A 23,585-nucleotide genomic window follows, 5' to 3' on the forward strand; every position below is an offset into this window, starting at 1 on the left:
GATGACGCCCTGGGTGGCAGCACCCGCCGGGACCATCACCCACACCACCCGCGGGCCTTCGAGCTTGCCCACGAGCTCGGTCAGACTGCTCACGTCGGCGAGGTCGGGGTTGCGGTCGTATCCGATGACGGTGTGGCCCGCGCGGCGGATGCGCTCGCGCATGTTGCCGCCCATCCTGCCGAGGCCGATGAGACCGAGTTGCATCGCAGTCATGTCAGTTCACTTCTTCCGGAGGGTGCGGTGGGTGGCCACGGGGGCGGGGGTGGACGGGGCGGGGACGGGCCCCGGGGCGGCGTCAGGCACAACTCCCCCTCGCGGCGTCGTCCCTGCGCAGGGCGACGGCGTACATGTCGTCCGCGTCGAGCCGGCGCAGTTCCTCGGCGATCAGCTCGGAGGTGCTGCGGACCTTCAGCGCGAGGGTGCGCGGGGGCTGTCCCGGCAGGGACAGCGTGGCGAGGGGGCCCTCGGGCCGGTCGATGACGATCTCGCCGTTGCCGGTGCCGAGCCGTACGGCGGTGACCACGGGCCCGGCCGTCACGACCCGCTCGACCTCGACCTTCAGACGGGCCTCCAGCCAGCGGGCCAGCAGTTCGGCGCTCGGGTTCTCGGCCTCGCTCTCGACGGCGGCGGAGGTGACCTCCGTACGGGCCTGGTCGAGGGCGGCGGCCAGCATGGAGCGCCAGGGCGTCAGCCGGGTCCAGGCCAGGTCGGTGTCGCCCGGCGCGTACGCGGCGGCGCGTGACTCCAGGACCTCCAGCGGGTTCTCCACGGCGTACATGTCGGTGATCCGGCGCTGGGCGAGCGCCCCCAGGGGGTCCTTGACCGGCACCCGCGGCGCGTCCACCGGCCACCAGACGACGACCGGGGCGTCCGCCAGGAGCAGCGGCAGGACCACCGAGTCGGCGTGGTCGGACACCTCGCCGTACAGCCGCAGGACGACCGTCTCACCGGTGCCGGCGTCGGCCCCCACCCGGACCTCGGCGTCGAGGTGGGAGTTCGTGCGGTCGCGCGGGGTGCGGGCGTGCCGCTTGATGACGACCAGGGTGCGCGAGGGGTGCTCGTGCGAGGCCTCCTCGGCCGCCTTGATCGAGTCGTAGGCGTTCTCCTCGTCCGTCACGATGACCATCGTCAGGACCATGCCCACGGCAGGCGTGCCGATGGCCCGGCGGCCCTGCACGAGGGCCTTGTTGATCTTGCTTGCGGTGGTGTCGCTCAGGTCGATCTTCATGGCCTGCGCCAGCTCCGTCCGTCTCGTGCGAGCATCTCGTCGGCTTCCCCGGGGCCCCAGCTGCCCGAGGCGTACTGCGCGGGCTTGCCGTGCGTGTCCCAGTACTCCTCGATCGGGTCGAGGATCTTCCAGGACTCCTCCACCTCCTGGTGACGGGGGAAGAGGTTGGCGTCACCGAGCAGTACGTCCAGGATCAGGCGTTCGTACGCCTCCGGACTGGACTCCGTGAACGACTCGCCGTACGCGAAGTCCATCGACACGTCCCGGATCTCCATCGACGTACCCGGCACCTTCGACCCGAAGCGCACCGTCATGCCCTCGTCGGGCTGCACCCGGACGACGATCGCGTTCGCGCCGAGCTCCTCGGTGGCGTCGGAGTCGAAGGGGGAGTGCGGGGCGCGCTGGAAGACGACGGCGATCTCCGTGACACGCCGGCCCAGGCGCTTGCCGGTGCGCAGGTAGAAGGGGACGCCCGCCCAGCGGCGGTTGTCCAGCTCCAGTTTGACCGCGGCGTACGTGTCGGTCGTGGAGCCGGGGTCGATGCCCTCCTCCTCCAGGTAACCGCGGACCTTCTCGCCGCCCTGCCAGCCCGCCGCGTACTGGCCGCGCACGGTGTGCTCGCCCAGGTTCTCCGGCAGCTTCACGGACTTGAGGACCTTGAGCTTCTCGGTGAGCAGCGAGTCGGCGTCGAAGGCGATGGGCTCCTCCATCGCGGTCAGCGCCAGCAGCTGCAGGAGGTGGTTCTGGATGACGTCACGGGCCGACCCGATGCCGTCGTAGTAACCCGCGCGACCGCCGATGCCGATGTCCTCGGCCATGGTGATCTGCACGTGGTCGACGTACGACCGGTTCCAGACGGGCTCGTACATCTGGTTGGCGAAGCGGAGCGCCAGGATGTTCTGGACGGTCTCCTTGCCGAGGTAGTGGTCGATCCGGAACACCTGCTCCGGGTCGAACACCTCGTGCACGACCCGGTTCAGCTCGCGCGCGCTCCTGAGGTCGCGGCCGAACGGCTTCTCGATCACCGCGCGCCGCCAGGATCCGTCGGAGGCCTCGGCCAGGCCGTGCTTCTTGAGCTGCTTGACGACCTTGGGGAAGAACTTCGGCGGTACGGAGAGGTAGAAGGCGTAGTTGCCGCTCGTGCCCCGCGACTTGTCCAGCTCGTCCACGGCGGAACGCAGCTGCTCGAACGCCTGGTCGTCGTCGAAGTCGCCCGGGATGAACCGCATGCCCTCGGCGAGCTGCTGCCAGACCTCCTCGCGGAACTCGGTGCGCGCGTGGTCGCGGACCGCGTCGTGCACGATCTGGGCGAAGTCCTCGTCCTCCCAGTCCCGCCGGGCGAACCCCACGAGGGAGAAGCCGGGCGGCAGCAGTCCGCGGTTGGCCAGGTCGTAGACGGCCGGCATGAGCTTCTTGCGCGACAGGTCGCCCGTCACACCGAAGATGACCAGACCGGAGGGCCCGGCGATCTTCGGGAGGCGGCGGTCCTGGGGGTCGCGCAGCGGGTTGACCCAGCCGTCCGCGGGGGCCAGGGCCTCGGAGAGGGACTCGGGCCCGGGGCCGGCGGCGGCCTCCGGCGTCCCCTCGCCATCGGTGACGACGGGCGCCGTACCGCTGTCCGCGGCCGCCGGAGCGGCCTCCTGCGCTTCGGTGTCCGTGGGCGGGGCGGTGGTGTCCGGGGTGTCCGGTGCCGTCCCGGCCGCTTCCGCAGCTGCCTTCCTGGACGCTTTCCTCCTCATCCCCCGTCAACTCCCTTGCTGCTCGACGGGCCGGGGCCCGGCGGGCTCCGCGCTGGTGGTGGGTTCGGTCACAGTGATCATCTTCCTTCGTACGGGCGGATCAACCGCGGAAGGCGACCGGGGATTCCCGGACGGCTGCCGGCGGAGGGGCCGGAGCGCCCCGGGGGGGACGGCATCGACATCATTCGGGTGCCCACTCCCTCGGCTTCCAACTGCTCGCGTGCCGCGACGGCGGGCCGGGCCGCGGGCCCGCCGCCTGTTCTGCTGCTTTCAACTCTAAAAGTATGACTTTTATTCGGCGGGGGTGCTCCTGTGGCGGTCTCCGGGGAAGCGGGACATGGATTCCCTCTTCCCTGCCGGCCCCGGCTTCCTCGGAGCGGGCCCGCAGGTGGGCCCGATGGGGTCAGGTCCGCACTGGCATCCGGGTGAGCGCCCACCACGACGGCCGTGGGGGGCGGGCCCCGCGGCCCGTCCCCCACGNCGACGGCCGTGGGGGACGGGCCCGGCGGCCCGTCCCCCACGGCCGGATTCCTCTGTGCGGAGGTGCTGTCGGAGGTGTTGCCGGAGGCGCTGTCAGCGGGCGAAGACGAACCAGTTCACGTTCACGAAGTCCGCCGGCTGGCCACTGGTGAAGGTCAGATAGACGTCATGGGTCCCCGTGACGCCGCTGATGTTCGCGGGCACGGTCCGCCAGCTCTGCCAGCCCCCCGTACCGGCCAGGGCGAAACTGCCGACGGGCGTGCTCGTCCGGCTGTCGAGGCGGACCTCAACCAGACCGCTGACGGCGTTGCCCGCGCCGCTCGCCACCCGCGCGGTGAACTGCCTGGCGGCGGAGGAGCCGAAGTTGACGCCCTTGTACTGCACCCAGTCGCCGTTGGCGAGCGCGCCGATGTTCCGGCCGCCGCCCGAGTCGGTGGTGGCCTCGGTGGACGTGCCGCTCTGCGCGTCGAACGACTCGGCCTGGATCGTGCTGTAGGCGTCACGGTTGCCGGTCGGGGGAGGGGTGGTGCCGCCGCCCGAGGTGAGCACCTGGACGTAGTCCACGACCATCGGGTGACCGGGCACCGTGGCACCGTCGGGACCGCCGCCGAAGGCGTCCACGAAGCCGCCGCCCATCGCCACGTTCAGGATGATGAAGAAGCCGTGGTTCGTGGCGTTCGCCCAGGTCGTGGCGTCGACCTGGTTGGCCCGCACGGTGTGGTAGTTGATGCCGTCGACGTAGAAGCGGATCTCCTCCACGCCCGTCGAGCGGTCCCACTCCATGCCGTACGTGTGGAAGCCCGCCTGGCAGGTCGCGCCGGGGCAGGCGGTCGAGCCGCCGAGGCCGGTCGTCTCGTTGCACGGGCCGCCCGGGTTGGTGCCGCAGTGCATGGTGGCCCAGACGGTGTTGAGCCCCTGGACGTTCTCCAGGATGTCCAGCTCGCCGACGCTCGGCCAGTTCTGGTAGTTGCCCCGGTAGGGCGCGCCCAGCATCCAGAACGCCGGCCAGTAGCCGCGGGCGGCGGCGCCCGTCACGTTCGGCATCTGGATGCGGGACTGGACGCGCAGCTTGCCGCCCGCGGGCGGCTGGAAGTCGGTGCGGTTGGTCTCGATGCGGCCCGAGGTCCAGTTGCCCGAGGCGTCGCGCCGCGGGGTGATGCGCAGGTTGCCGCTGCCGTCCAGGGCCACGTTGTTCGTGCTGGACGTCATGTTCTCGATCTCGCCGGTGCCCCAGTTGGCGGGGCCGCCGGGGTAGCCGTGACCGGTCGCGTACTGCCAGTTCGAGGTGTTGACGCCGGTGCCCGCGGCACCGTCGAAGTCGTCGACGAACACCTGGGTCCAGCCGCTGGGCGGCGCGGGCGCGTCGGCGGCCGCGGGCCCGGCCGCCGCCAGGCTCACCACGGCGACCAGGGCGAGGAGGGTGCGCCGCAGTCGGCCGCGTCGTGCGGGCGTACGGCCGCGCCGTGCGGATGTGCCGGAAGTTTCCCTCATGGGTACCTCTCCGGGGGTGCGGGACGTGGGGGTGCGCGAGTGTTTTTGAGAGCGCTCTCACCGCAGCTGCGCGGCCAATGTGCTCTTCGGCACCCCGGACGTCAAGAGGTGAAGCGGTTTCCGCCCGGGGCAGCCGGTACCGGTGCCGACGCCGGCACCGACGCCGGGAGCAGGTCGCTCATCGTCTCCGCGGCGCGTACGGCGGCGTCGGCGCAGCAGTTGTTGAAGAGGACGTGCAGCTCCTCGGAGCGCTCGGCCATCGAACGCAGCCGGGGCAGCCACTGCGCCAGCTCCTCGGCCGTGTACGTGTGCCGGAAGCGGTCCTCCTTGCTCCCGGTCCCCCAGGACGCACTGCGCCCGTGGAAGCGCACCACCGCCAGCCGGGGCGTGGTGACCACGTCGACCGGCGGGACGGCGTCCGCGACGGACTGCGCCATGTCCACGCTGACCGTGCTCATACCGAGCTCCGCGAGCAGACCGGCGGACGCCTCGCACGTCTGCGGCAGCCACCAGTCCGGGTGCCGGAACTCCACGGCGACCGGCCATCCGGCGGCCCGCCGCGCCCACCCCCGCAGGACGGCCCCGGCCCGGTCGCCGGGCCGGAACCACGGGGGGAACTGGAACAGCAGCGTGCCGAGCCGGCCGGTCCGCCGCAGGGGTTCGAGTGCCGTGGTGTACCGCCGCCACAGTTCGTCCAGCAGTGCGGGGTCGCCCGGGGCGCGGGCGTGGAGGGGCCGCAGGTCGGCGGGCAGGGCGGCGGCCCGGGTGGGGTGGCCGGTGAAGAGCGAGAACGCCTTCACGTCGAACCGGAAGCCGTCCGGGGTCCGTTCGGCCCACAGGATGCCGTTGCGCTCGCTGGGCAGGCCGTAGTACGTGGAGTCCACCTCCACGACGGGGAAGCGCTCGGCGTAGTACCGCAGCCTGCCCTCCGCGTCCCGGCTCCCCGACGGGTACCAGCCACTGGCCACCAGCTTCGGGTCCGTCCACGAACAGGTGCCGACGAATGTGTGTCCCATGCCCCACCAGTACCCGGGGACGCCGCCCGACACCTGTACGCACGGCACGGGTCCCGGTGCCCGGCGGGAACCCCGGGTCCGGCGGTGCCGCCCTCAGGCACCCGGCGGGTTCGGCCGCCACCCGAGCGCCCGGGAGATCCCGCGCGCGGCGAGCCGTACCGCGGGGACCAACGCCGTGGTCCGCGCCCCCCGTTCGGGCACCACGACGGAGACCGCGGCGACCACCGTGCCGCCCGCGCCGCGCACCGGCGCGGCCACCGACAGCGCGTCGTCCGTGATCTGGCGGTCGCTCACCGCCGCCCCGGTGCGCCGGACCTCGGCGAGGGCGCGGCGCAGCGCGGCCGGGTCCGTGAGGGTGTACGGGGTGAACGCGGCGAGCGGACCGGCGCAGTACGCCTCCTGGAACGCCGGTTCGCAGTGGGCCAGCAGCGCCAGTCCCACGCCGGTCGCGTGCAGCGGCCAGCGCGCGCCCACCCGGATCCGCACGCCCACGGCCGAGCGGCCGGAGAGCCACTCGGTGTAGACGACCTCGGCGCCGTCGCGCACCGCCAGCTGCACGTTCTCGTGCGTGGCCTCGTAGAGGTCCTCCAGGTACGGCAGGGCGGCCTGCCGCAGCGCGAGCCCGCGCGGGGCGAGCGCCGCCGTCTCCCACAGCCGCAGGCCCACGTGGTAGATCCCGTCCGCGTCGCGCTCCAGGGCGCCCCAGTCGGTGAGCACGGCCACGAGCCGGTGCGCGGTGGACAGGGGGAGTCCGGCCCGGCGGCCGATGTCCGTGAGGGAGAGCGCCGGGTGCTCGTGGTCGAAGGCGGCGAGCACGGCCAGCAGACGGCCGGGGGCGGACCGCGGGGCCATGGACCGCGGGCCCGGTCAGGAGCCGGTGCCGGGCCCGGTCTCGGCGACGCGGCGCAGCAGGGTGTGCAGGACGTCCCGCTCGGCCGGGTCGAGGGGGCGGAGCAGGTCGTTCGTCACGCGCCGTCCGGCCTCGTCGGTGTCGCGCAGGAAGGTCCGGCCGGCCCCGGTCAGCGCCACGGTGCGGCTGCGGCGGTCGCCGGGGGAGGGGCGGCGCTCGGCGAACCCGAGCCCCTCCAGGTCGTCGACCAGACCGACGATCGCACTGGGGTCGTAGCCGAGCCGCGAGCTCAGCTCCCGCTGGAGCGCGCCCTCGGAGGTGGCCAGGTAGCGCAGCAGCGCGTAGTGACGCAGCCGCAGCCCCGACTCCTGGAGGAACGCGTTGAACAGCCGGCCCGAGCGCAGGCCCAGCCGGTACAGCAGGTAACCGGTGTCCGCGTGCAGCCCGCGCATCCACGGCTCCCGGTCGTCGGCGGCGGCACCCGCGGCGGGGTCGGTGGCACGGGGCTGGCGGGTGATGACGGGCTCCCTGGTCCTGGCCCCGGGGAAGGGGGGCGCGGTGCTGCGTGCGCGCCGGCGCACGGTGTGCTCGGCAGGGACCAGCATGACGTACGGACCGAACGGCAACAACTATTGACCTCGACAACCGTTGTCCCTAGCTTCGGTCCCGGTGCCGTCCGGGACGCATCCCGCGCCCTGCGTCCCGCACCCCCGCCGAAGGGACCGCCGTGCGCAATGAGGGACTGGGGTCGTGGCCGGCCCGCCGGGCCCGCAGCACCCCGCACCGCACCGCCCTGGTCCACCACGGCACGGCGTTCACGTACGGCGGGCTGTACGAGCGCACCACCCGCCTCGCGCACGTCCTGCGCGCCCGCGGGGTGCGCCGGGGCGACCGGGTCGCCTACCTGGGTCCCAACCACCCCTCCTACCTGGAGACCCTGTTCGCGGCGGGTACGCTCGGCGCGGTCTTCGTCCCGCTCAACACGCGTCTCGCCGGACCCGAGATCGCCCACCAGCTGGCCGACTCGGGCGCGGAGGTCCTGGTGCACGGGGTGCCGGGCGCGCAAGCGCGGGGTGCGGGGGCGCCGGGCGCCGGCACCGTGCGTACGTACGTCGAAGTCGGCGCCGAGTACGAGCGGCTGCTCGGCGGAGCCCCGGACGAACCCTTCGACGAGCCCGTCACCGCCGACGACGTCTGCGTCATCATGTACACCTCGGGGACGACGGGCCGCCCCAAGGGCGCGATGCTCACCCACGCCAACCTGACCTGGAACGCCGTCAACGTCCTGGTCGACCAGGACCTGTCCGCGGACGAACGCGCGCTGGTCTGCGCCCCGCTGTTCCACACGGCGGGCCTGAACATGCTGACGCTCCCGGTGCTGCTCAAGGGCGGCACCTGCGTCCTGGTCGGCGCCTTCGACCCGGGAGCGGCCCTGGACCTGGTCGAACGGCACCGGATCACCTTCATGTTCGGCGTGCCCACCATGTTCGAGCGGATGGCCCGGCACCCGCGCTGGGCCGGCGCCGACCTGTCCTCGCTGCGGACGCTCAGTTGCGGCGGGGCGCCCGTGCCGACCCCGCTCATCGCCGCCTACCAGGCGCGGGGCCTCACCTTCCTCCAGGGGTACGGCATGACCGAGGCATCGCCCGGGGTGCTCCTCCTGGACGCCGGGCACGCGGTGGCCAAGGCGGGGTCGGCCGGGGTGCCGCACTTCTTCAGCGACGTGCGGGTCGTACGGCCCGACCTCACCCCGGCCGGCGTCGGCGAGACCGGCGAGATCGTCGTACGGGGACCCCACGTCATGCCCGGCTACTGGGGGCTGCCGGAGGAGACCGCGGCCGCCTTCAGCGACGGGTGGCTGCGCAGCGGGGACGCCGCGCGGATCGACGAGGACGGTTACGTGACCGTCGTCGACCGCATCAAGGACATGATCGTCTCCGGTGGGGAGAACATCTACCCCGCCGAGGTCGAGGACCGGCTCCTCGCCCACCCCGACGTCGTCGAGTGCGCGGTCATCGGCGTGCCCGACGAGACGTGGGGTGAGGTGCCGCGTGCGGTCGTCGTGCCGCGCGAGGGCGTCGCGCTCGACCCCGGCGAGGTCCTGGCGTCCCTGGCCGGACGCCTCGCCAAGTACAAGATCCCCAAGTCGGTGGTGCTCGCGGACGAACTGCCGCGGACCGCCTCCGGCAAACTGCTCAAGTCCCGGCTCCGCGAGCGCTACGGGGCCGCTCCCGGCCGGGCGGCCGTACCGGCACCGGATCCGGGAGGCGGTCCGCCGGCTCCCGCGCCAGGAGGGCCGGACGGGTCCGGACCGCCCTGACGCCGGTGGTCCCACCCCACCGCACGCCCGCCGGTCACGGTCCCCGAGGGGCGCCGGGACACGGTTCCCGCCGTGCCTCCGGCATCCTCACGGCCCGGTCACAGCACGTGCAGCGTCCACGCCCACCGGTGGGTGCCCGGCGCGATCAGGTACCCGGCCGACGTGTCGGGTCCGCACGACGCCGTGCCGAGACCCCGGTGCGCGGCGTCGAGGTGCACCACGCAGCCCGGCCGCGGAACCAGCTCGTCGTGGTGCGCGGCGGCCGCCAGGTCCCCGGCCCGGTACCGGTTGACGGACACCTGCGCCGGCGCCCCCAGCTCCACGGCAAGACCCGTGGCGTCCGGCGCCGACAGCGTGAACCGGCGCACCCCGTGCCGGCCGCCGCTCTCCTGCGGCCGCAGGTACGGCGTGAACAGCTCGTCCACCGGGAGCGAGTGGTGTCCCACGGGCGCCCCGGCGCTCCGGTCCGGGTACGACTCCCAGGGGCCCTGGCCGTACCAGTCCAGGACGTCGAGTCCGGGAACCGTCTCGAAGACCGTGCCGACCCTCGCCACGTCGTCGAGGCCCGCCGGCAGTTCGGCCGACTCCTCGACGCGCACACCGCCGGTGACGGGGGTGAACACCTGCTCGTGGCGGACGGGCCCGGCCCCGGTCGCGTACACGCTGCGCACGACGACCCGGGCGCCGTCCTCGCGCACGTCCACCACCTCGCGCACGAGCGCGTCGAGCCCCCAGTCGTGCCAGCGGGCCGCCATGCCGCCCAGTTCGTCGTTGTCGGTGGGCGCCCGCCAGAGGGAGAGGACGGGCGCCGAGACCAGCAGGGGGTGGACCAGCAGCGCGTCCCCGTCCAGCGTGACGGCCGGTCCGGACGCGGCCTCCGGCGGCGCTTCGGCGACCGCGGCGCCCAGCCGGACCTGCGGCAGGCACACCTCCGTGCCGGACGGCGCCCACGCCTCGTCGTCCGCGGTGGTGACCCGTAGGGTCAGCCAGACCTCCCCGGCGCCCGGTTCGGGCAGCGGGAACGGCAGCGGGACCTCCGCGGACCCGCCCGGCCCCACCTCGGGCAGCTCGGCTGGCGCGCCGAGCGCCGTGCCGTCGGCGCGCACCAGCAGCCATTCGCCGGCCAGCCACTCCAGGCTCCGGAAGTGCTGGTGGTTGTGGACCCGGAGCACCCCCTCCCCGTACGTGAGGCGGACCGGCCCCGCGATCTCCCGGTGCTCGTACATCACGGGCTTGGGGGTCCGGTCGGGGAACACCACGCCGTCCGCGATGAACGCCCCGTCGTGGACCGTCTCGCCGAAGTCGCCGCCGTACGCCCAGCGGTGACCGGGGGCGGTGACGCCGTTGCCGTACAGCCCCGCGCCGGCGCGCCCGGCCGGCCGGCCGTCGGACACCCGCTGGAGGATGCCGTGGTCCCAGAACTCCCAGATGAAGCCGCCCTGAAGGCCCGGGGTGGACTCGATGGCGGCCCAGGTGTCGGCGAGCGTGCCGTTGCTGTTGCCCATCGCGTGCGAGTACTCGCACTGGATGAGCGGCTTGGTCTGCCGGCCCGACAGGGCGTGCGCGACGCAGTCCTCGATCGGCGCGTACATCGGGCAGGCGATGTCGGACGCGAGGGCCGGGTCCGCCCAGTCGACCTTGGCGGCCCCCTCGTACTGGACCGGCCGGGTCGGGTCGTGGCGCCGCACCCAGCCCGCCGCGGCATCGTGGTTGGCGCCGTAGTCGGACTCGTTGCCCAGCGACCAGATGATCACGGACGGGTGGTTCTTGTCCCGCAGCACCATCCGCGAGACCCGGTCCACGAACGCGGCCAGGTAGCGCGGGTCGTCGGCGATCTCGTGGGCGTGGTCGTGCGACTCGATGTCCGCCTCGTCGACGACGTAGAAGCCCAGTTCGTCGGCGAGGTCGTACAGCGCCGGGTCGTTCGGGTAGTGGGAGGTGCGCACCGCGTTGAAGCCGAACCGCTTGAGCAGGACCAGGTCCGCGCGCATGTCCTCCACCGTGACCGTGCGCCCGGTCAGCGGGTGGAAGTCGTGGCGGTTCACGCCCCGGACGTAGATCCGCTCGCCGTTGACCAGCAGGTCCCGGCCGACGATGTCGACGTCCCGGAAGCCGACCCGGTGGTGCGAGGTGTCGGCGACGGAGCCGTCGGCCCGGTGCAGCCGCACGGCCAGGCCGTACAGCTCGGGCGTCTCGGCGCTCCACGGGCGCACGTCCTCCACGACGGTCCGCAGCCGTGCCTCGCCGAGGAAGTCGGACACCCGCATGTCCTCGGCGTTGAGGCGGTCGAACTCCGTGTCCCGGGTCAGCGGCCGGCCGTCCAGGGCCGCGGTGACGTACCAGCCCGCGGGCAGCGCTCCCGCCGCGTCGCGCACCGCGCAGTCCACCCGCAGCCGGCCGTCCCGGCGCGCGCGCACGGTCACGTCCGCGAGGTGCAGCGGGTCGGTGGCGTACAGGAGCACCGAACGGGTGACCCCCGCGTGCCACCACTGGTCCTGGTCCTCGATGTGCGAGGCGTCGGACCACTTGACGACCGTGAGCCGTACGGTCGCCGCCCGCCCGGGGCGCACGACGCCGGACAGGTCGAACTCGGCGGCCAGATGGGAGTCCTTGGAGACACCGACCGGGACGCCGTCCACCTGGACGAGGAGCACGCTCCCGGCGGCGCCGACCTGGAGGACGATCCGGCGGCCCGTCCACTCGGCGGGGACGTCCACGGACCGCTCGTACACGCCCGTCGGGTTCGCGGCGGGCGTGCGGGGAGGGAACTCGTCGAAGGGCATCCGCACGTTGGTGTACTGGGGCGGGTCCCCGGCGCTCTCCATGGTCCACGCGCCGGGCACGTCGGTGACCGTCCACCCGCCCGGGAGGTCGTCCGCCCGAGGGCCGTCCGCCGGGAGGCCGTCCGGCGAGGGCAGCAGCCCGAAGCGCCAGGAGCCGTCCAGACAGAGCGCGCCGGAGCGCCGGTCCACCGCGTTCATCGGCAGCCGCCGCCAGGAGGTGATCTCCGGGGAGTCCCAGGGGCGCAGGGCGAGCAGGGGGTCGTGCGGCATCAGCGGATCGCTCCCTTGCCGAGGTCGGCGATGATCTGCTTGGCGCCGATCGCGAAGACGATCAGCAGGGGGATCAGGGCCAGCACCGCACCCGTCATGACCATCCCGTAGTCCGTGGTGCCGTGGACCCCGTTGAGCTGGGACAGGGCGACCTGGAGGGTCACGTTGCCCGGGTCGGTGAGGGCGATCAGCGGCCAGGCGTAGTCGTTCCACTGGCCCATGAAGGTGAAGATGCCGAGGAAGGCGAGGCCCGGCCGGACCACGGGCAGGGCCACGTGCCAGTACTGGCGCAGGAAGCTCGCCCCGTCGATCTTCGAGGCGTCCAGCAGCTCGTCGTGGATCGCGCTCTTCATGTACTGCCGCATCCAGAAGATGCCGAAGGCGTTCGCGGCGGCCGGCACGATCAGCGAGGTCATCGAGCCGATCCAGCCCAGCTTCGCCATGATCACGAACTGTGGGATGGCCGCGAGCTGCGCCGGCACCATGAAGATCGCCATCATCATCGCGAACAGCACGCGGCGGCCCGGGAAGCTGAACTTCGCGAAGACGAAGGCGGCCAGCGAGTCGAAGAACAGCACGAGGAACGTCACCGAGACGGCGACCAGCAGCGAGTTGGCCATCGACCCGAAGAAGTCGATGCTGTCGAAGAGCTTGCCGAGGTTGTCGCCGAAGTGCGAGCCGGGCAGCAGCTTCGGCGGGTACGAGAAGATGTCGGTCGACGTGTGCGTCGACATGATCACGGCCCAGTAGAACGGGAACGCGGAGAGCAGCACCCCGAAGAACAGGGAGGCGTGGAGCGCGATGCCCCGGCGCTGGGTGCCCCGGATGCGGGTCCCCCTGCCGGGCGCGGGTCCGGTGGGCCCGGCGCCGGCGGACCCGTCGGGCGTGGACCCGCCGGGGGCGGGCTCGGTCTGTGCGGTGGTTGCCATGGTGACGGGCCTCCCTAGTCCTCGCCCCGGCGCTGGACCAGGCGCCAGTTGACGATCGAGAAGATGACGACGACGAGGAAGATGCCCCAGGCCACGGCGGCGCCGTAACCGAAGTCGTTGTTGTCGAAGGTCTGCTGGAAGAAGTAGAGGACCATGGTCCGGCCGGCGTGGTCGGGACCGCCGGAGAACGTCGACTCGTTGGCCGTGGACTGCAGCAGCACCTGCGGTTCGGAGAAGCTCTGCAGTCCGGTGACGGTCGAGATGACGAGCACGAACAGCAGCACGGGCCGCATCAGCGGCAGCGTGATCCGGAAGAAGGTCTGCACGGGCCCGGCGCCGTCCATCCGCGCCGCCTCGTACAGCTCGCCGGGGATCGTCTGGAGTCCGGCGAGGAAGATGATCGCGTTGTAGCCGGTCCACTGCCAGGTCATCAGGGTGGCGATGGCGACCTTGATGCCCCACGGGGTGTTCAGCCAGGCCACCTGGTCGAGGCCGACCGCCTGCAGCAGGGCGTTCACCAGGCCGAAGTTGGTCGAGAAGACCGAGCCGAAGATGATCGCGACGGCGACGACCGAGGTGACGTTGGGCAGGAAGTACGCGAAGCGGTAGACGTTCTTGAAGCGGACCGCGGAGTTGAGCATCACGGCCGTCACCATCGCCAGGAAGATCATGGGGAAGGTGGCCAGCGCCCAGATGACCAGCGTGTTGCCGATCGAGCTCCAGAAGTCGGTGTCGCTCAGCAGATAGCGGTACTGCGAGAGCCCCGCGTACTCCATCGGGCCGAGGCCGTCCCAGCGGTGGAACGACAGGTAGAGCGAGAAGCCGACCGGGATCAGGCCGAAGGCGAGGAAGAGGAGGTAGAAGGGGGAGATCGCGGCGTACAGGCGCCAGTAGCTGAGGATCCCCTTCCGGGGGTTGGCGGGGGGCGGCCCGGCGGCGGGCGCCGGGGGCTCGTCGACCAGGGGTGCGGTGGCCATCAGCGGCTCACCCCCAGGTGGTCCGCGATGCGCCGGCACTTGCTCATGGCGTCCTTCCATGCCTCGTCCGGGTCCTTGCCGAGGACGCCGACGTTCTTGATCTCGTCCCTGACCGGCTGTCCGAGCGCCACGTCGTACGGGCTGTTGAAGGCGACCGGGATCTTCTCCGCGGCCGGCCCGAGGACGTCCATCGTGATCTGGTCCCCGAAGAACGGGTCGGGCTCGCGGAGCTTCCGCATCCCGTACGAGGCGGGGGTCGACGGGAAGAGTCCCGCGTCCATGAAGCCCTGGGCCTGGTTCTCCGCGCCGAGCAGCCAGGTGATGATCTCGAATGCCTTCTCGGGTTCCCGGCACGCCTTGGTGATCGCCAGGAACGAGCCGCCGATGTTCGAGGGGCCGCCGGGACAGTTCGCGACCCGCCACCTGCCCTCGGTCCTCGGGTACTGGAGCTTGAGGTCGCCCGCGGCCCACGAGGCGTTGAGCTGGCTCGGCAGCCTGCCGCTCTCGGTGGCCGAGATCGCGTCGGGCGTGCCCGTCACGATGCTCGACGCCAGCCCGCGCCGCTTGGCCTCCACGGCCCGGTCCCAGCAGACGCGCACGTGCTCCCGGTCGCCGATGAAGTGCTTGTCCCGGTTCACGAACCGCTCGGTGCCCTGCCCGATCGACATCTCGAAGACGCTGGTGACGTCGGTCAGGATGAACGCCCCGGGGACGCGCTTCTTCAACTGCTCGCCCGCCGCGAAGAAGCGGTCCCAGGTGCCCATCTCCCTGGAGACGTCCTCCGGTTCGTGCGCCAGCCCGGCCTTCTCGTAGACGGCCGGCTGGTAGAACTGCACGACGGGACCCACGTCGATGGGGAAGCCGATGAGACTGCCGTCCGGGGCGACCGCCTGCTCCCACTTCCAGTCCAGGTACCGGCTCCTGAGCTTCTCCGCGCCCAGTGTGCGCAGGTCCACGAACTGGTCGGCGTTCGGCAGGTAGGACGCCATGTCCTCGCCCTTGAGGCCCGCGATGTCGGGGACGTGGGCCTGGCCGGTCATCGTGGTGATGAGCTTGGAGCGGTAGTAGCCGCCGATCTGGATCGCGTCCAGGTCGACGGCGTCGTCGTAACGGGCCTTGGCCTTCTCGACGACGGTGTCGCTCAGGCCGCCGCTCCAGTACCACAGGACCATGTTCCGGCCCGTCGATCCGGTCGGTACGGCGCAGCCGGACGCCAGGCCGCCGAGCGCGGTCGCGGCCGTACCGGCCAGACCCGCGCGGAGCAGGCCCCTTCGTGAGAGCCGCACAGCTCCCACCGCCTTTCGCATGTGTTCGGTCTTCGCATCGGTTCGCATCGGGGAGACGTGTCGCGCGGACGCACCGCCGGGGGCGCGTCGGAGCGGACGTGTCAGGGGAGATCGGGAAAGCCGTGGGGGGCGGGTGGGGTCACCGGGGCGTGGGGGACCGGAGGGCCGGGATCGGCGGGCAGGCGGTCGGCCAGGAAGCCGTACGCGCGCCGCAGGTCCGGGTCGTCGAGCGAGTGCCACCACCGGTGGACGCCGTACCAGCCGGGCGCGGCCAGCGCCCCGCCGTGCCGGCGTACGGAGAGTCCGGCGGCCAGCACCGCGAAGCGCAGCCGCTCCTTCAGGGGCCAGCCCTCCAGCGAGGCCGCGACGAAACTCGCGCCGAAGACGTCGCCGGCGCCCGTCGCGTCCAGCACGTCGGTGGCGAGGGCGGGCACCTCCGCGTACTCGCCCGTGCTCTGGTCGACGGCGACCGCGCCGGCGCCGCCGCGGGTGACCACGGCCACCGGCACCAGCTCGGCGAGTCTGCGCAGCGCGCCGCTCGCGGTGTCGGTACGGGTGTACGCCATCGCCTCGGCCTCGTTCGGCAGGAAGGCGTGGCACAGGGCGAGCTGGTCGAGGAGGTCCGCGGACCACTGCTCGCTGGGGTCCCAGCCGACGTCCGCGTAGATCTTCGTGCCGTTCGCGGCGGCCCCGGCGAGCCACTCGCGGGGCTCGGCCTCCAGGTGCACGAGGGCCGTGCGCGCGGCGGGCGGATCGCCCATCAGCGCGTCCTGCGAGTACGGCGGCTCCTGGCCGTGGGTGATCAGGGCCCGGTCGTGGCCGTACGCGATCGAGACGGTGACCGGGGTGTGCCAGCCGTCCGCGGTGCGGGAGAGCGAGAGGTCGACGTGCTCCTGGCCGGCGAGGACCTGCCGGCAGTGGGCGCCGTAGTAGTCGTCGCCGAAGACCGTGGCCAGGGACGTCTTCAGGCCATAACGGGCCGCGGCCACCGCCAGGTTGGCGATCCCGCCCGGACTCGTGCCCATCCCCTCGGTCCAGATCTCCTCGCCGGGGGTCGGCGGCCTGCCCAGACCGGTCAGGACGAGGTCGTAGAAGAGCAGCCCGGTCAGCAGCACATCGGGCCGCGCGTCGGGCCGTTCGTCACCCACGAGCGCATCCTCTCGTCAAAACTCTTCATTTTCAGTGCACGGGATTGTGTTTCGGTGGACAGGATCGTGCGCGTATCTGGCTGATTTGGCAAGAGTCGAGCAGAACTGCGCATAGAAATGATTCGGAATGACGAGTACTGTTCAGCCCGTGCTGGCAGAGCGACGACATCAACTCATCCTGCGGGCCCTGCGCTCCGGTGGCCCCGCGGCCGTGACCGACCTCTCGGAGCAGCTCGGCGTGAGCCCCGCCACCATCCGGCGCGACCTGCTCAAGCTGGAGGAGGAGGGCCTGCTCACCCGGGTGCACGGCGGTGCCGTCGCCGAGGAGGGGGACCAGCCCTTCGCCGAGGTCGCCGAGGTGCGCGTGGCCGAGAAGGACGCGATAGCCCAGCGCGCGGCGGCGCTCGTCGAGGACGGCCAGTCCGTGCTGCTCGACATCGGCACCACCGCGTACCGGCTGGCCCGGCAGCTGCACGGCCGCCGGATCACCGTGATCACCAGCAACCTGGTGGTCTACGAGGAACTGGTGGACGACGAGGCCGTCGAGCTCGTGCTGCTCGGGGGCATGGTCCGCCGCGAGTACCGCTCCCTGGTCGGCTTCCTCACCGAGGACAACCTGCGCCAGCTGCATGCGGACTGGCTGTTCCTGGGAACCAGTGGAGTACGGCCGGGCGGCCAGGTGATGGACACGACCGTCGTCGAGGTACCGGTGAAGCGCGCCATGATCGGGGCGGCCGACCGGGTCGTCCTGCTCGCCGACCGCGCCAAGTTCCCGGGCACCGGGATGGCGAAGGTCTGCGGGCCCGAGGACCTGGACGTCGTGGTGACCAACGGACCGGCGGACGCCGGGACGCGGGCCGCCCTGGAAGAGGCGGGCGTACGCGTGGTGCTCACGTGACCGGCGTGCGCGCGGTACTGCGGCGCCCGTGCGACCGGCGTGCGTGCGGTGCCGGCGTGACCGGCGTGCGTGGGGGTCCGACGGGCTCGGGCAGGCGCGGGGGGCCGACGGGCTCCGGCAGGCGCGGTGGCCCGACGGCCCCGCGGAACAGTGAAAGGGCAGTTGCGTGAAGCTGACGATTCTGGGCGGCGGCGGGTTCCGGGTGCCGCTCGTGTACGGGGCGCTCCTCGGGGACCACGGCGAGGGCCGCGTCACCGACGTCGTCCTGCACGACCTGGACGCGGGACGGCTCTCCGCCGTCGCCCGCGTCCTCGCCGAGCAGGCGGCGGACGTCCCGGACGCCCCCGTGGTGACCGCCACCACGGACCTCGACGAGGCGCTGCGCGGCGCCGACTTCGTCTTCTCCGCGATCCGGGTGGGCGGCCTCGAAGGCCGCGCCGCCGACGAGCGGGTCGCCCTCGACCGGGGCGTCCTCGGCCAGGAGACGGTCGGCGCCGGAGGCATCGCCTACGGCCTGCGGACGGTACCCGTCGCCGTCGACATCGCCCGGCGGGTGGCCCGGCTCGCGCCCGACGCCTGGCTCATCAACTTCACCAACCCGGCCGGACTGGTCACCGAGGCCATGTCCCGCCACCTCGGCGACCGCGTCATCGGCATCTGCGACTCACCGGTCGGTCTCGGCCGCCGCATCGCCCGGGTGCTCGGCGCGAACCCGCGCGAGGCATGGATCGACTACGTCGGCCTCAACCACCTCGGCTGGGTCCGCGGACTGCACGTCGCCGGACGCGACGAACTGCCGCGCCTGCTCGCCGACCCCGACCTCCTCGGCTCCTTCGAGGAGGGCAAGCTCTTCGGCACCGACTGGCTCCGCTCCCTGGGCGCGATCCCCAACGAGTACCTGCACTACTACTACTTCAACCGCGAGACGGTCCGCGCCTACAGCCGGGCGGAGCAGACCCGCGGCGCCTTCCTGCGCGACCAGCAGGCGCGGTTCTACGAGGAGACGGCCCGGCCCGGCAGCGCGGCGCTCACCGCCTGGGACCGCACGCGCGCCGAGCGCGAGGCCACCTACATGTCCGAGAACCGGGAGACGGCGGGCGCCGGCGAGCGCGACGCCGACGACCTGTCCGGCGGCTACGAGAAGGTGGCGCTCGCCCTGATGCGGGCCATCGCCCGCGACGAGCGCACCACGCTCATCCTCAACGTCCGCAACCAGGGCACCCTCTCGGTGCTCGACGCGGACGCCGTCATAGAGGTCCCCTGCCTGGTCGACGCCAACGGCGCGCACCCGGTCGCGGTGGCCCCGCTGCCCGGCCACGCGACCGGTCTGGTGTGCGCGGTGAAGGCGGTGGAGCGCGAGGTGCTCGCCGCCGCCGACTCCGGCTCGCGCGCGACCGCCGTGAAGGCATTCGCCCTGCACCCGCTCGTCGACTCCGTGAACGTCGCCCGCGACCTGGTCGACGGGTACACCGCGGTCCACCCCGGCCTGGCCTACCTCAGGTAGGCGCCACCCCCCGCCCTGCTCCCTCCCCCTGCTGCCGTCTGGAGACTTTCATGCACGACGAACGCCGGCGCATCGAGGAGCGCGTCCAGCGCCTCCACGAACAGCGCGTCAAAGCCGCGATCCACGCCGCCGCCGTGCCCTTCGAGGTCGAGGCATGGCAGGCGCCGGGAGAGCCCGTCCCCTTCGAGGAGGCCGCGGACGCCGCGTACGAGCCCTTCGCGATGGGCACCCCGTGGGGCCCGCCCTGGGGCACCACCTGGTTCCGGATGCGCGGACGGGTGCCCGCCGAGTGGGCGGGGCGGCGCGTGGAGGCGGTCATCGACCTCGGCTTCGTCGGCGACTGGCCCGGCAACCAGGCCGAGGCCCTCGTCCACCTCGCGGACGGCACCCCGCTGAAGGCGGTCAACCCGCTGAACCAGTACGTGCCGATCGCCAACCCCGCCACCGGCGGCGAGAGCGTCGACTACCTGGTCGAGGCGGCCTCCAACCCGGACATCCTCGCCGACGACTTCTCGAAGATCACCCCGATGGGCGACGTCCGCACCGCGGGCGACAAGCCCCTCTACACCTTCGCGCGCGCCGACCTGGCGATCCTCGACGAGGAGGTCTGGCACCTCGACCTGGACCTCCAGGTGCTGCGCGAGCTGATGGTGGAGCTGGGTGAGCACGACCCGCGCCGGCACGAGATCGCGCACGCCCTGGACCGGGCCATGGACCTGCTGGACCTCGACGACGTCTCCGGCTCGGCGGCAGACGTACGGGCCGTCCTCGAGCCGGTGCTGGCCAGGCCCGCCAACGCCAGTGCCCACACCGTCTCCGGCGTCGGCCACGCGCACATCGACTCCGCCTGGCTCTGGCCGATCCGCGAGACCAAGCGCAAGACGTCCCGGACCTTCTCGAACGTCACCTCGCTCGCCGACGAGTACGAGGACTTCGTCTTCGCCTGCTCGCAGGCCCAGCAGTACGAGTGGGTGCGCGACCACTACCCGAAGATCTGGGCCCGCATCCAGGAGGCCGTCAAGAAGGGCCAGTGGGCGCCGGTCGGCGGCATGTGGGTCGAGGCCGACGGCAACCTGCCCGGCGGCGAGGCCGTCGCCCGCCAGCTCGTCCACGGCAAGCGGTTCTTCATCGAGCACTTCGGCGTCGAGACCAAGGGCGTGTGGCTGCCGGACTCCTTCGGTTACACCGCGTCCTACCCGCAGCTCGCCAAACTGGCCGGCAACGAGTGGTTCCTCACCCAGAAGATCTCCTGGAACCAGACCAACAAGTTCCCGCACCACACCTTCTGGTGGGAGGGCATCGACGGCACGCGGATCTTCACGCACTTCCCGCCGGTCGACACCTACAACGCCTCCTTCACCGGCGAGGAGATGGCCCTCGCCTCGCGCAACTACCGGGAGAAGGGCGTCGGCACGCGCTCACTGGCACCCTTCGGCCACGGCGACGGCGGCGGCGGCCCCACCCGTGAGATCATGGAACGGGCCCGCCGGCTGGCCGACCTGGAGGGCTCGCCCAAGGTCGTCGTCGAGCACCCCGACGACTTCTTCGCCAAGGCCCGCGCGGAGTACCCCGACGCCCCCGTCTGGGTGGGCGAGCTCTATCTGGAGCTGCACCGCGCCACCTACACCTCGCAGGCCCGCACCAAGCAGGGCAACCGCAGGAGCGAGCACCGGCTCCGCGAGGCGGAGCTGTGGGCCACGACGGCCGCGCTGCACGCGCCCGGCTACACCTACCCGCGGGAGAAGCTCGACCGGCTCTGGAAGACGGTCCTGCTCCACCAGTTCCACGACATCCTGCCGGGCTCCTCCATCGCCTGGGTGCACCGCGAGGCGGAGGCCGAGTACGCACGCGTCGCCGAGGAGGTCGAGGTACTGACCGCCGAGGCGGTCGCCGCGCTCGGCACCGGCAGCCCCCGCGTCTTCAACACGAGCCCCGTCGGGCGCCGGGAGGTCGTGCGCACCGCCGACGGCACCCTGGTGCACACCGTGGTCCCGGCGAACGGCAGCGCGCCCCTCGGCTCCGGCTCGGGCTCGGGCTCGGGCTCCGGCTCGGGTGAGGAGCCCACCCCGGTGACGGTCACCGGCCGGGTCCTCGACAACGGCCTGGTCCGCGTCGAGGTCGCCGAGGACGGCACCCTGGCCTCCGTGCGCGACCTGCGGGCCGGCGGCCGGGAGGTCCTCGCGGACCGGGGCAACCTGCTCCGGCTGCACACGGACCTGCCGAACCACTGGGACGCCTGGGACGTCGACAAGCACTACCGGAACCGCTACACGGACCTGCTGGACACCGAGTCCGTGACCGTGGCCGAGGAGGACCCGCTGCGCGGCGCGATCCGGGTCGAGCGCTCCTTCGGCAACGGCTCGCGCATCACCCAGACGATCAGCCTGCGCGCCGGCAGCCCCCGTATCGACTTCGAGACGGACATCGACTGGCACGAGGCCGAGAAGTTCCTCAAGGCGGGCTTCCCGGTGGACATCCGGGCGGCCCACTCGTCCGCCGAGATCGCCTTCGGCCACATCCAGCGGCCCACGCACACCAACACCAGCTGGGAGTCGGCCCGCTTCGAGGTCTCCGGCCACCGCTGGGTCCATCTCGGCGAACCCGGCTACGGCGTGGCGGTCATCAACGACTCCACGTACGGCCACGACGTCTCCCGCACCGTCCGCGAGGACGGGGGCACGACGACCACGGTCCGGCTCAGCCTGGTCCGCGCCCCGCGCATCCCGGACCCGGGGGCCGACCAGGGCAGGCACCGCTTCACCTACGCGCTGCTGCCGGGCGCGAGCATCGAGGACGCGGTCGCCGAGGGCTATGCGCTCAACCTGCCGCTGCGGGTGGCCGACTCGGCGGGCACCCCCGAACCGGTCGTCTCCGTGGACGGCGAGGGCGTGACCGTCGAGGCGGTCAAGATCGCCGACGACGCCTCGGGCGATGTCGTCGTACGGATCTACGAGTCGCGCGGCGGCCGTGCCCGGGGCACCCTGCGCACGGGGTTCCCGCTGGCCGGCGCCCAGCTCACCGACCTCCTGGAGCGCCCGCTGTCGACGGCGGACACGGACGGGAACGGCGTCCCCGTCACACTGCGCCCCTTCGAGATCCAGACGCTGCGGCTGGCGGTCGGCAAGGAGTGACCGCCCCCGTGCGGAACCGGCGGCCCCGTCTCCCCTGAACACCGGACGCACGCGCGGGCCCGGCACCTCCGAGGTGCCGGGCCCGCGCGTGCGTACGAACCTGTCAGACCTGTCAGACCTGTCAGACGGTCAGGGGGCGGTCGGAAGTCTGCGCCGCCTGGGCCGTACGGGTGACCTGCGGCGCCTGGTGCGCCGGTACCACCGGTACGCCGTCGGCGGTGTCCGCGGCCGGCCCGGGGACGGGCAGCTCCGGTGCCGGTACTGGTGCCGGTTCTACGTCCGAGCGCAGCGGCACCGACGCGGGACGCACCGCGCGCGGCCCGGAGACCACCGCGTAGTCCTGGCCGAGGAACGGCGGGACGAGATCGCCGGGGTCCTCGCCGAGCGCCAGCCGCACGGCCGCCCACGGAGCGTTGATCCCGCACTGCGAGAGCTGGTGCAGACCGCCCGCCGGGCGCGTGTTCACGTCCAGCAGGACCGGCTCGTCACCGAGCATCCGGAACTGGATGTTCGTGAGGTAGTGCAGCTCGAACGCCTCTGCGAGGGCCCGCGCCGGCTCGATCCACGACGGATCGAGCGTGAAGCCGCGCCGCCGCCCGTTCTTCGTCCGGCCCACGGCCATCCGGACGCGCCCGTCCGGACCGGTGAGGCAGTCCACGGACACCTCCGGCTCGTCCAGCCGCGGCATGACCAGCCAGTCCACGGGCCCGTCGGCGCCCCGCAGCGCGTCGACGACCAGGTCCAGCGGCATGTAGGGGCTGGGGAAGCCGTTGAGGTGCATCAGCGAGAAGGGGGTGCGCGTGATGATGCGGAAGCCGACGCCGCCCGCCCCCGAGGCCGGCTTGAAGCACGCCTTGTGGCCCGCCGCCTCCAGCTCGTCGACCGCCGCGACCAGTTCCTCCGCGGTGCGCACCCGCCACCACGGCGGCACCGGGATGCCGAGCTTCTGGACGGCCTCGTACGCGACGATCTTGTCCTGGAAGGTGTGCACGCCCTCGGCGGGCGGCGCGAGGAGGGCCGTGCCGACCGCGGCGAACTCCTCGCGGTGCTCGGCCAGGGTCACCTGGTGCAGGACCGGCACGAACACGTCGATCGCGTGCCTGGCGCACTGGTCGAGCGCGTACTCGACGTAGGCGGCCGGGGACAGGCCCTCCGGCTCCATGGCGGCGGTGTCCGCGGCGGCGAGGATGGGGGAGTCGGGATCGCCGTGGGTCGCGTGGATCTCGACGGCGCGGCCGCACGGATTTCGCCGCAGCTGATCCATGAAGAACACGTTCTCCGCATACGTGCGATTGAGCCAGACGCGTACGCGAGAGACCATGCGGGCCGCCTTTCGGGGTTCGCGGGCACGGCGAAGCAGGCCGTGCCCGGCCAGGAGGTGGGTGGGTACACAAAACCGCCGTTCGGAAACGGGAGTTCGTGGCGGTTGTGTAGGGCTGATCATAAGGCTTCCTGAGCGGTGCCGCTGCTACGCACGGGTCACGGATCGGCAGCGCGGCCCCCGGGGCACGTCGGAGCACATACGCCCCACAGGC

17 protein-coding genes are annotated in these 23,585 nt (G+C 72.5%); 4 read left to right on the plus strand and 13 right to left on the minus strand.

Features of this window, described 5'->3' with window-relative positions:
- From KM933_RS28590 to KM933_RS28620, 7 genes are all read right to left on the minus strand, one after another.
- Positions 1-204 (minus strand): NAD(P)-binding domain-containing protein (locus KM933_RS28590; protein ID WP_260334293.1); only part of this gene is annotated, 204 nt, incomplete at its 3' end.
- Positions 205-295: 91 nt separating this feature from the next.
- Positions 296-1,228: a glucose-6-phosphate dehydrogenase assembly protein OpcA gene (opcA, locus tag KM933_RS28595; protein WP_221357462.1), complete on the minus strand. Its 933-nt coding sequence runs from the start codon at positions 1,226-1,228 to the stop codon at positions 296-298.
- Positions 1,225-2,967: a glucose-6-phosphate dehydrogenase gene (zwf, locus tag KM933_RS28600; RefSeq protein WP_260334286.1), complete on the minus strand. Its 1,743-nt coding sequence runs from the start codon at positions 2,965-2,967 to the stop codon at positions 1,225-1,227. Before zwf ends, opcA begins: the two co-directional genes overlap by 4 nt.
- A 573-nt stretch (positions 2,968-3,540) precedes the next feature.
- Positions 3,541-4,938 carry a glycoside hydrolase family 16 protein gene (locus KM933_RS28605; protein WP_221357464.1) on the minus strand — a complete coding sequence of 466 codons (1,398 nt, stop codon included), beginning with the start codon at positions 4,936-4,938 and terminating at the stop codon, positions 3,541-3,543.
- A gap of 101 nt (positions 4,939-5,039) precedes the next feature.
- Positions 5,040-5,954: a DUF72 domain-containing protein gene (locus tag KM933_RS28610; protein ID WP_221357466.1), complete on the minus strand. Its 915-nt coding sequence runs from the start codon at positions 5,952-5,954 to the stop codon at positions 5,040-5,042.
- A 93-nt stretch (positions 5,955-6,047) separates the two neighbouring features.
- Positions 6,048-6,806, minus strand: coding sequence for an IclR family transcriptional regulator (locus KM933_RS28615; RefSeq protein WP_221357468.1), 759 nt, complete (start codon positions 6,804-6,806; stop codon positions 6,048-6,050).
- Between the two features lie 15 nt (positions 6,807-6,821).
- Positions 6,822-7,256, minus strand: a complete 435-nt coding sequence (locus tag KM933_RS28620) for a MarR family winged helix-turn-helix transcriptional regulator (RefSeq protein WP_221357550.1) — start codon at positions 7,254-7,256, stop codon at positions 6,822-6,824.
- 275 nt (positions 7,257-7,531) lie between these two features.
- Between KM933_RS28620 and KM933_RS28625 the strand changes: the two genes are divergently transcribed.
- Positions 7,532-9,124 carry an acyl-CoA synthetase gene (locus tag KM933_RS28625; protein WP_221357471.1) on the plus strand — a complete coding sequence of 531 codons (1,593 nt, stop codon included), beginning with the start codon at positions 7,532-7,534 and terminating at the stop codon, positions 9,122-9,124.
- A 98-nt stretch (positions 9,125-9,222) separates the two neighbouring features.
- On the opposite strand, the gene KM933_RS28630 is transcribed toward KM933_RS28625, so the two are convergent.
- From KM933_RS28630 to KM933_RS28650, 5 genes are all read right to left on the minus strand, one after another.
- Positions 9,223-12,177, minus strand: coding sequence for a glycoside hydrolase family 2 TIM barrel-domain containing protein (locus tag KM933_RS28630; protein ID WP_221357473.1), 2,955 nt, complete (start codon positions 12,175-12,177; stop codon positions 9,223-9,225).
- Positions 12,177-13,106, minus strand: a complete 930-nt coding sequence (locus tag KM933_RS28635) for a carbohydrate ABC transporter permease (protein WP_221357474.1) — start codon at positions 13,104-13,106, stop codon at positions 12,177-12,179. Before KM933_RS28635 ends, KM933_RS28630 begins: the two co-directional genes overlap by 1 nt.
- 14 nt (positions 13,107-13,120) lie before the next feature.
- The gene (locus tag KM933_RS28640; protein ID WP_221357477.1) at positions 13,121-14,083 is read right to left on the minus strand and encodes a carbohydrate ABC transporter permease; all 963 of its coding nucleotides are present in this window, start codon (positions 14,081-14,083) and stop codon (positions 13,121-13,123) included.
- Positions 14,083-15,369 (minus strand): extracellular solute-binding protein, encoded by a 1,287-nt coding sequence (locus KM933_RS28645; RefSeq protein WP_221357479.1) that lies wholly within the window; start codon positions 15,367-15,369, stop codon positions 14,083-14,085. The genes KM933_RS28640 and KM933_RS28645 overlap by 1 nt, the downstream gene beginning before the upstream one ends.
- A gap of 101 nt (positions 15,370-15,470) precedes the next feature.
- Positions 15,471-16,517, minus strand: coding sequence for a carbohydrate kinase family protein (locus tag KM933_RS28650; RefSeq protein WP_221357481.1), 1,047 nt, complete (start codon positions 16,515-16,517; stop codon positions 15,471-15,473).
- A gap of 148 nt (positions 16,518-16,665) precedes the next feature.
- On the opposite strand from KM933_RS28650, the gene KM933_RS28655 reads away from it, so the two are divergent.
- The 3 genes from KM933_RS28655 (at position 16,666) to KM933_RS28665 (ending at position 22,050) form a co-directional block, all read left to right on the plus strand.
- Complete coding sequence (locus tag KM933_RS28655) at positions 16,666-17,415, plus strand: DeoR/GlpR family DNA-binding transcription regulator (protein ID WP_221357483.1); 750 nt, start codon at positions 16,666-16,668, stop codon at positions 17,413-17,415.
- 166 nt (positions 17,416-17,581) lie between these two features.
- Positions 17,582-18,919 carry a 6-phospho-beta-glucosidase gene (locus KM933_RS28660; protein WP_221357485.1) on the plus strand — a complete coding sequence of 446 codons (1,338 nt, stop codon included), beginning with the start codon at positions 17,582-17,584 and terminating at the stop codon, positions 18,917-18,919.
- Positions 18,920-18,969: 50 nt separating this feature from the next.
- Positions 18,970-22,050 (plus strand): alpha-mannosidase, encoded by a 3,081-nt coding sequence (locus tag KM933_RS28665; protein ID WP_221357487.1) that lies wholly within the window; start codon positions 18,970-18,972, stop codon positions 22,048-22,050.
- Positions 22,051-22,171: 121 nt separating this feature from the next.
- On the opposite strand, the gene KM933_RS28670 is transcribed toward KM933_RS28665, so the two are convergent.
- Positions 22,172-23,371 carry an ATP-grasp domain-containing protein gene (locus KM933_RS28670; protein ID WP_221357488.1) on the minus strand — a complete coding sequence of 400 codons (1,200 nt, stop codon included), beginning with the start codon at positions 23,369-23,371 and terminating at the stop codon, positions 22,172-22,174.
- Positions 23,372-23,585 lie beyond the last annotated feature (214 nt).

The organism is Streptomyces beigongshangae, from assembly GCF_019710745.1.
Taxonomy (GTDB): Bacteria; Actinomycetota; Actinomycetes; order Streptomycetales; family Streptomycetaceae; genus Streptomyces; species Streptomyces beigongshangae.

Bases quoted from the DNA above. Each gene is read 5' to 3' on its own strand.
- opcA (WP_221357462.1), bottom strand. From the start codon at position 1,228: ATGAAGATCGACCTGAGCGACACCACCGCAAGCAAGATCAACAAGGCC.
- zwf (WP_260334286.1), bottom strand. From the start codon at position 2,967: ATGAGGAGGAAAGCGTCCAGGAAGGCAGCTGCGGAAGCGGCCGGGACG.
- KM933_RS28605 (WP_221357464.1), bottom strand. From the start codon at position 4,938: ATGAGGGAAACTTCCGGCACATCCGCACGGCGCGGCCGTACGCCCGCA.
- KM933_RS28610 (WP_221357466.1), bottom strand. From the start codon at position 5,954: ATGGGACACACATTCGTCGGCACCTGTTCGTGGACGGACCCGAAGCTG.
- KM933_RS28615 (WP_221357468.1), bottom strand. From the start codon at position 6,806: ATGGCCCCGCGGTCCGCCCCCGGCCGTCTGCTGGCCGTGCTCGCCGCC.
- KM933_RS28620 (WP_221357550.1), bottom strand. From the start codon at position 7,256: ATGCGCGGGCTGCACGCGGACACCGGTTACCTGCTGTACCGGCTGGGC.
- KM933_RS28630 (WP_221357473.1), bottom strand. From the start codon at position 12,177: ATGCCGCACGACCCCCTGCTCGCCCTGCGCCCCTGGGACTCCCCGGAG.
- KM933_RS28635 (WP_221357474.1), bottom strand. From the start codon at position 13,106: ATGGCAACCACCGCACAGACCGAGCCCGCCCCCGGCGGGTCCACGCCC.
- KM933_RS28640 (WP_221357477.1), bottom strand. From the start codon at position 14,083: ATGGCCACCGCACCCCTGGTCGACGAGCCCCCGGCGCCCGCCGCCGGG.
- KM933_RS28665 (WP_221357487.1), top strand. From the start codon at position 18,970: ATGCACGACGAACGCCGGCGCATCGAGGAGCGCGTCCAGCGCCTCCAC.
- KM933_RS28670 (WP_221357488.1), bottom strand. From the start codon at position 23,371: ATGGTCTCTCGCGTACGCGTCTGGCTCAATCGCACGTATGCGGAGAAC.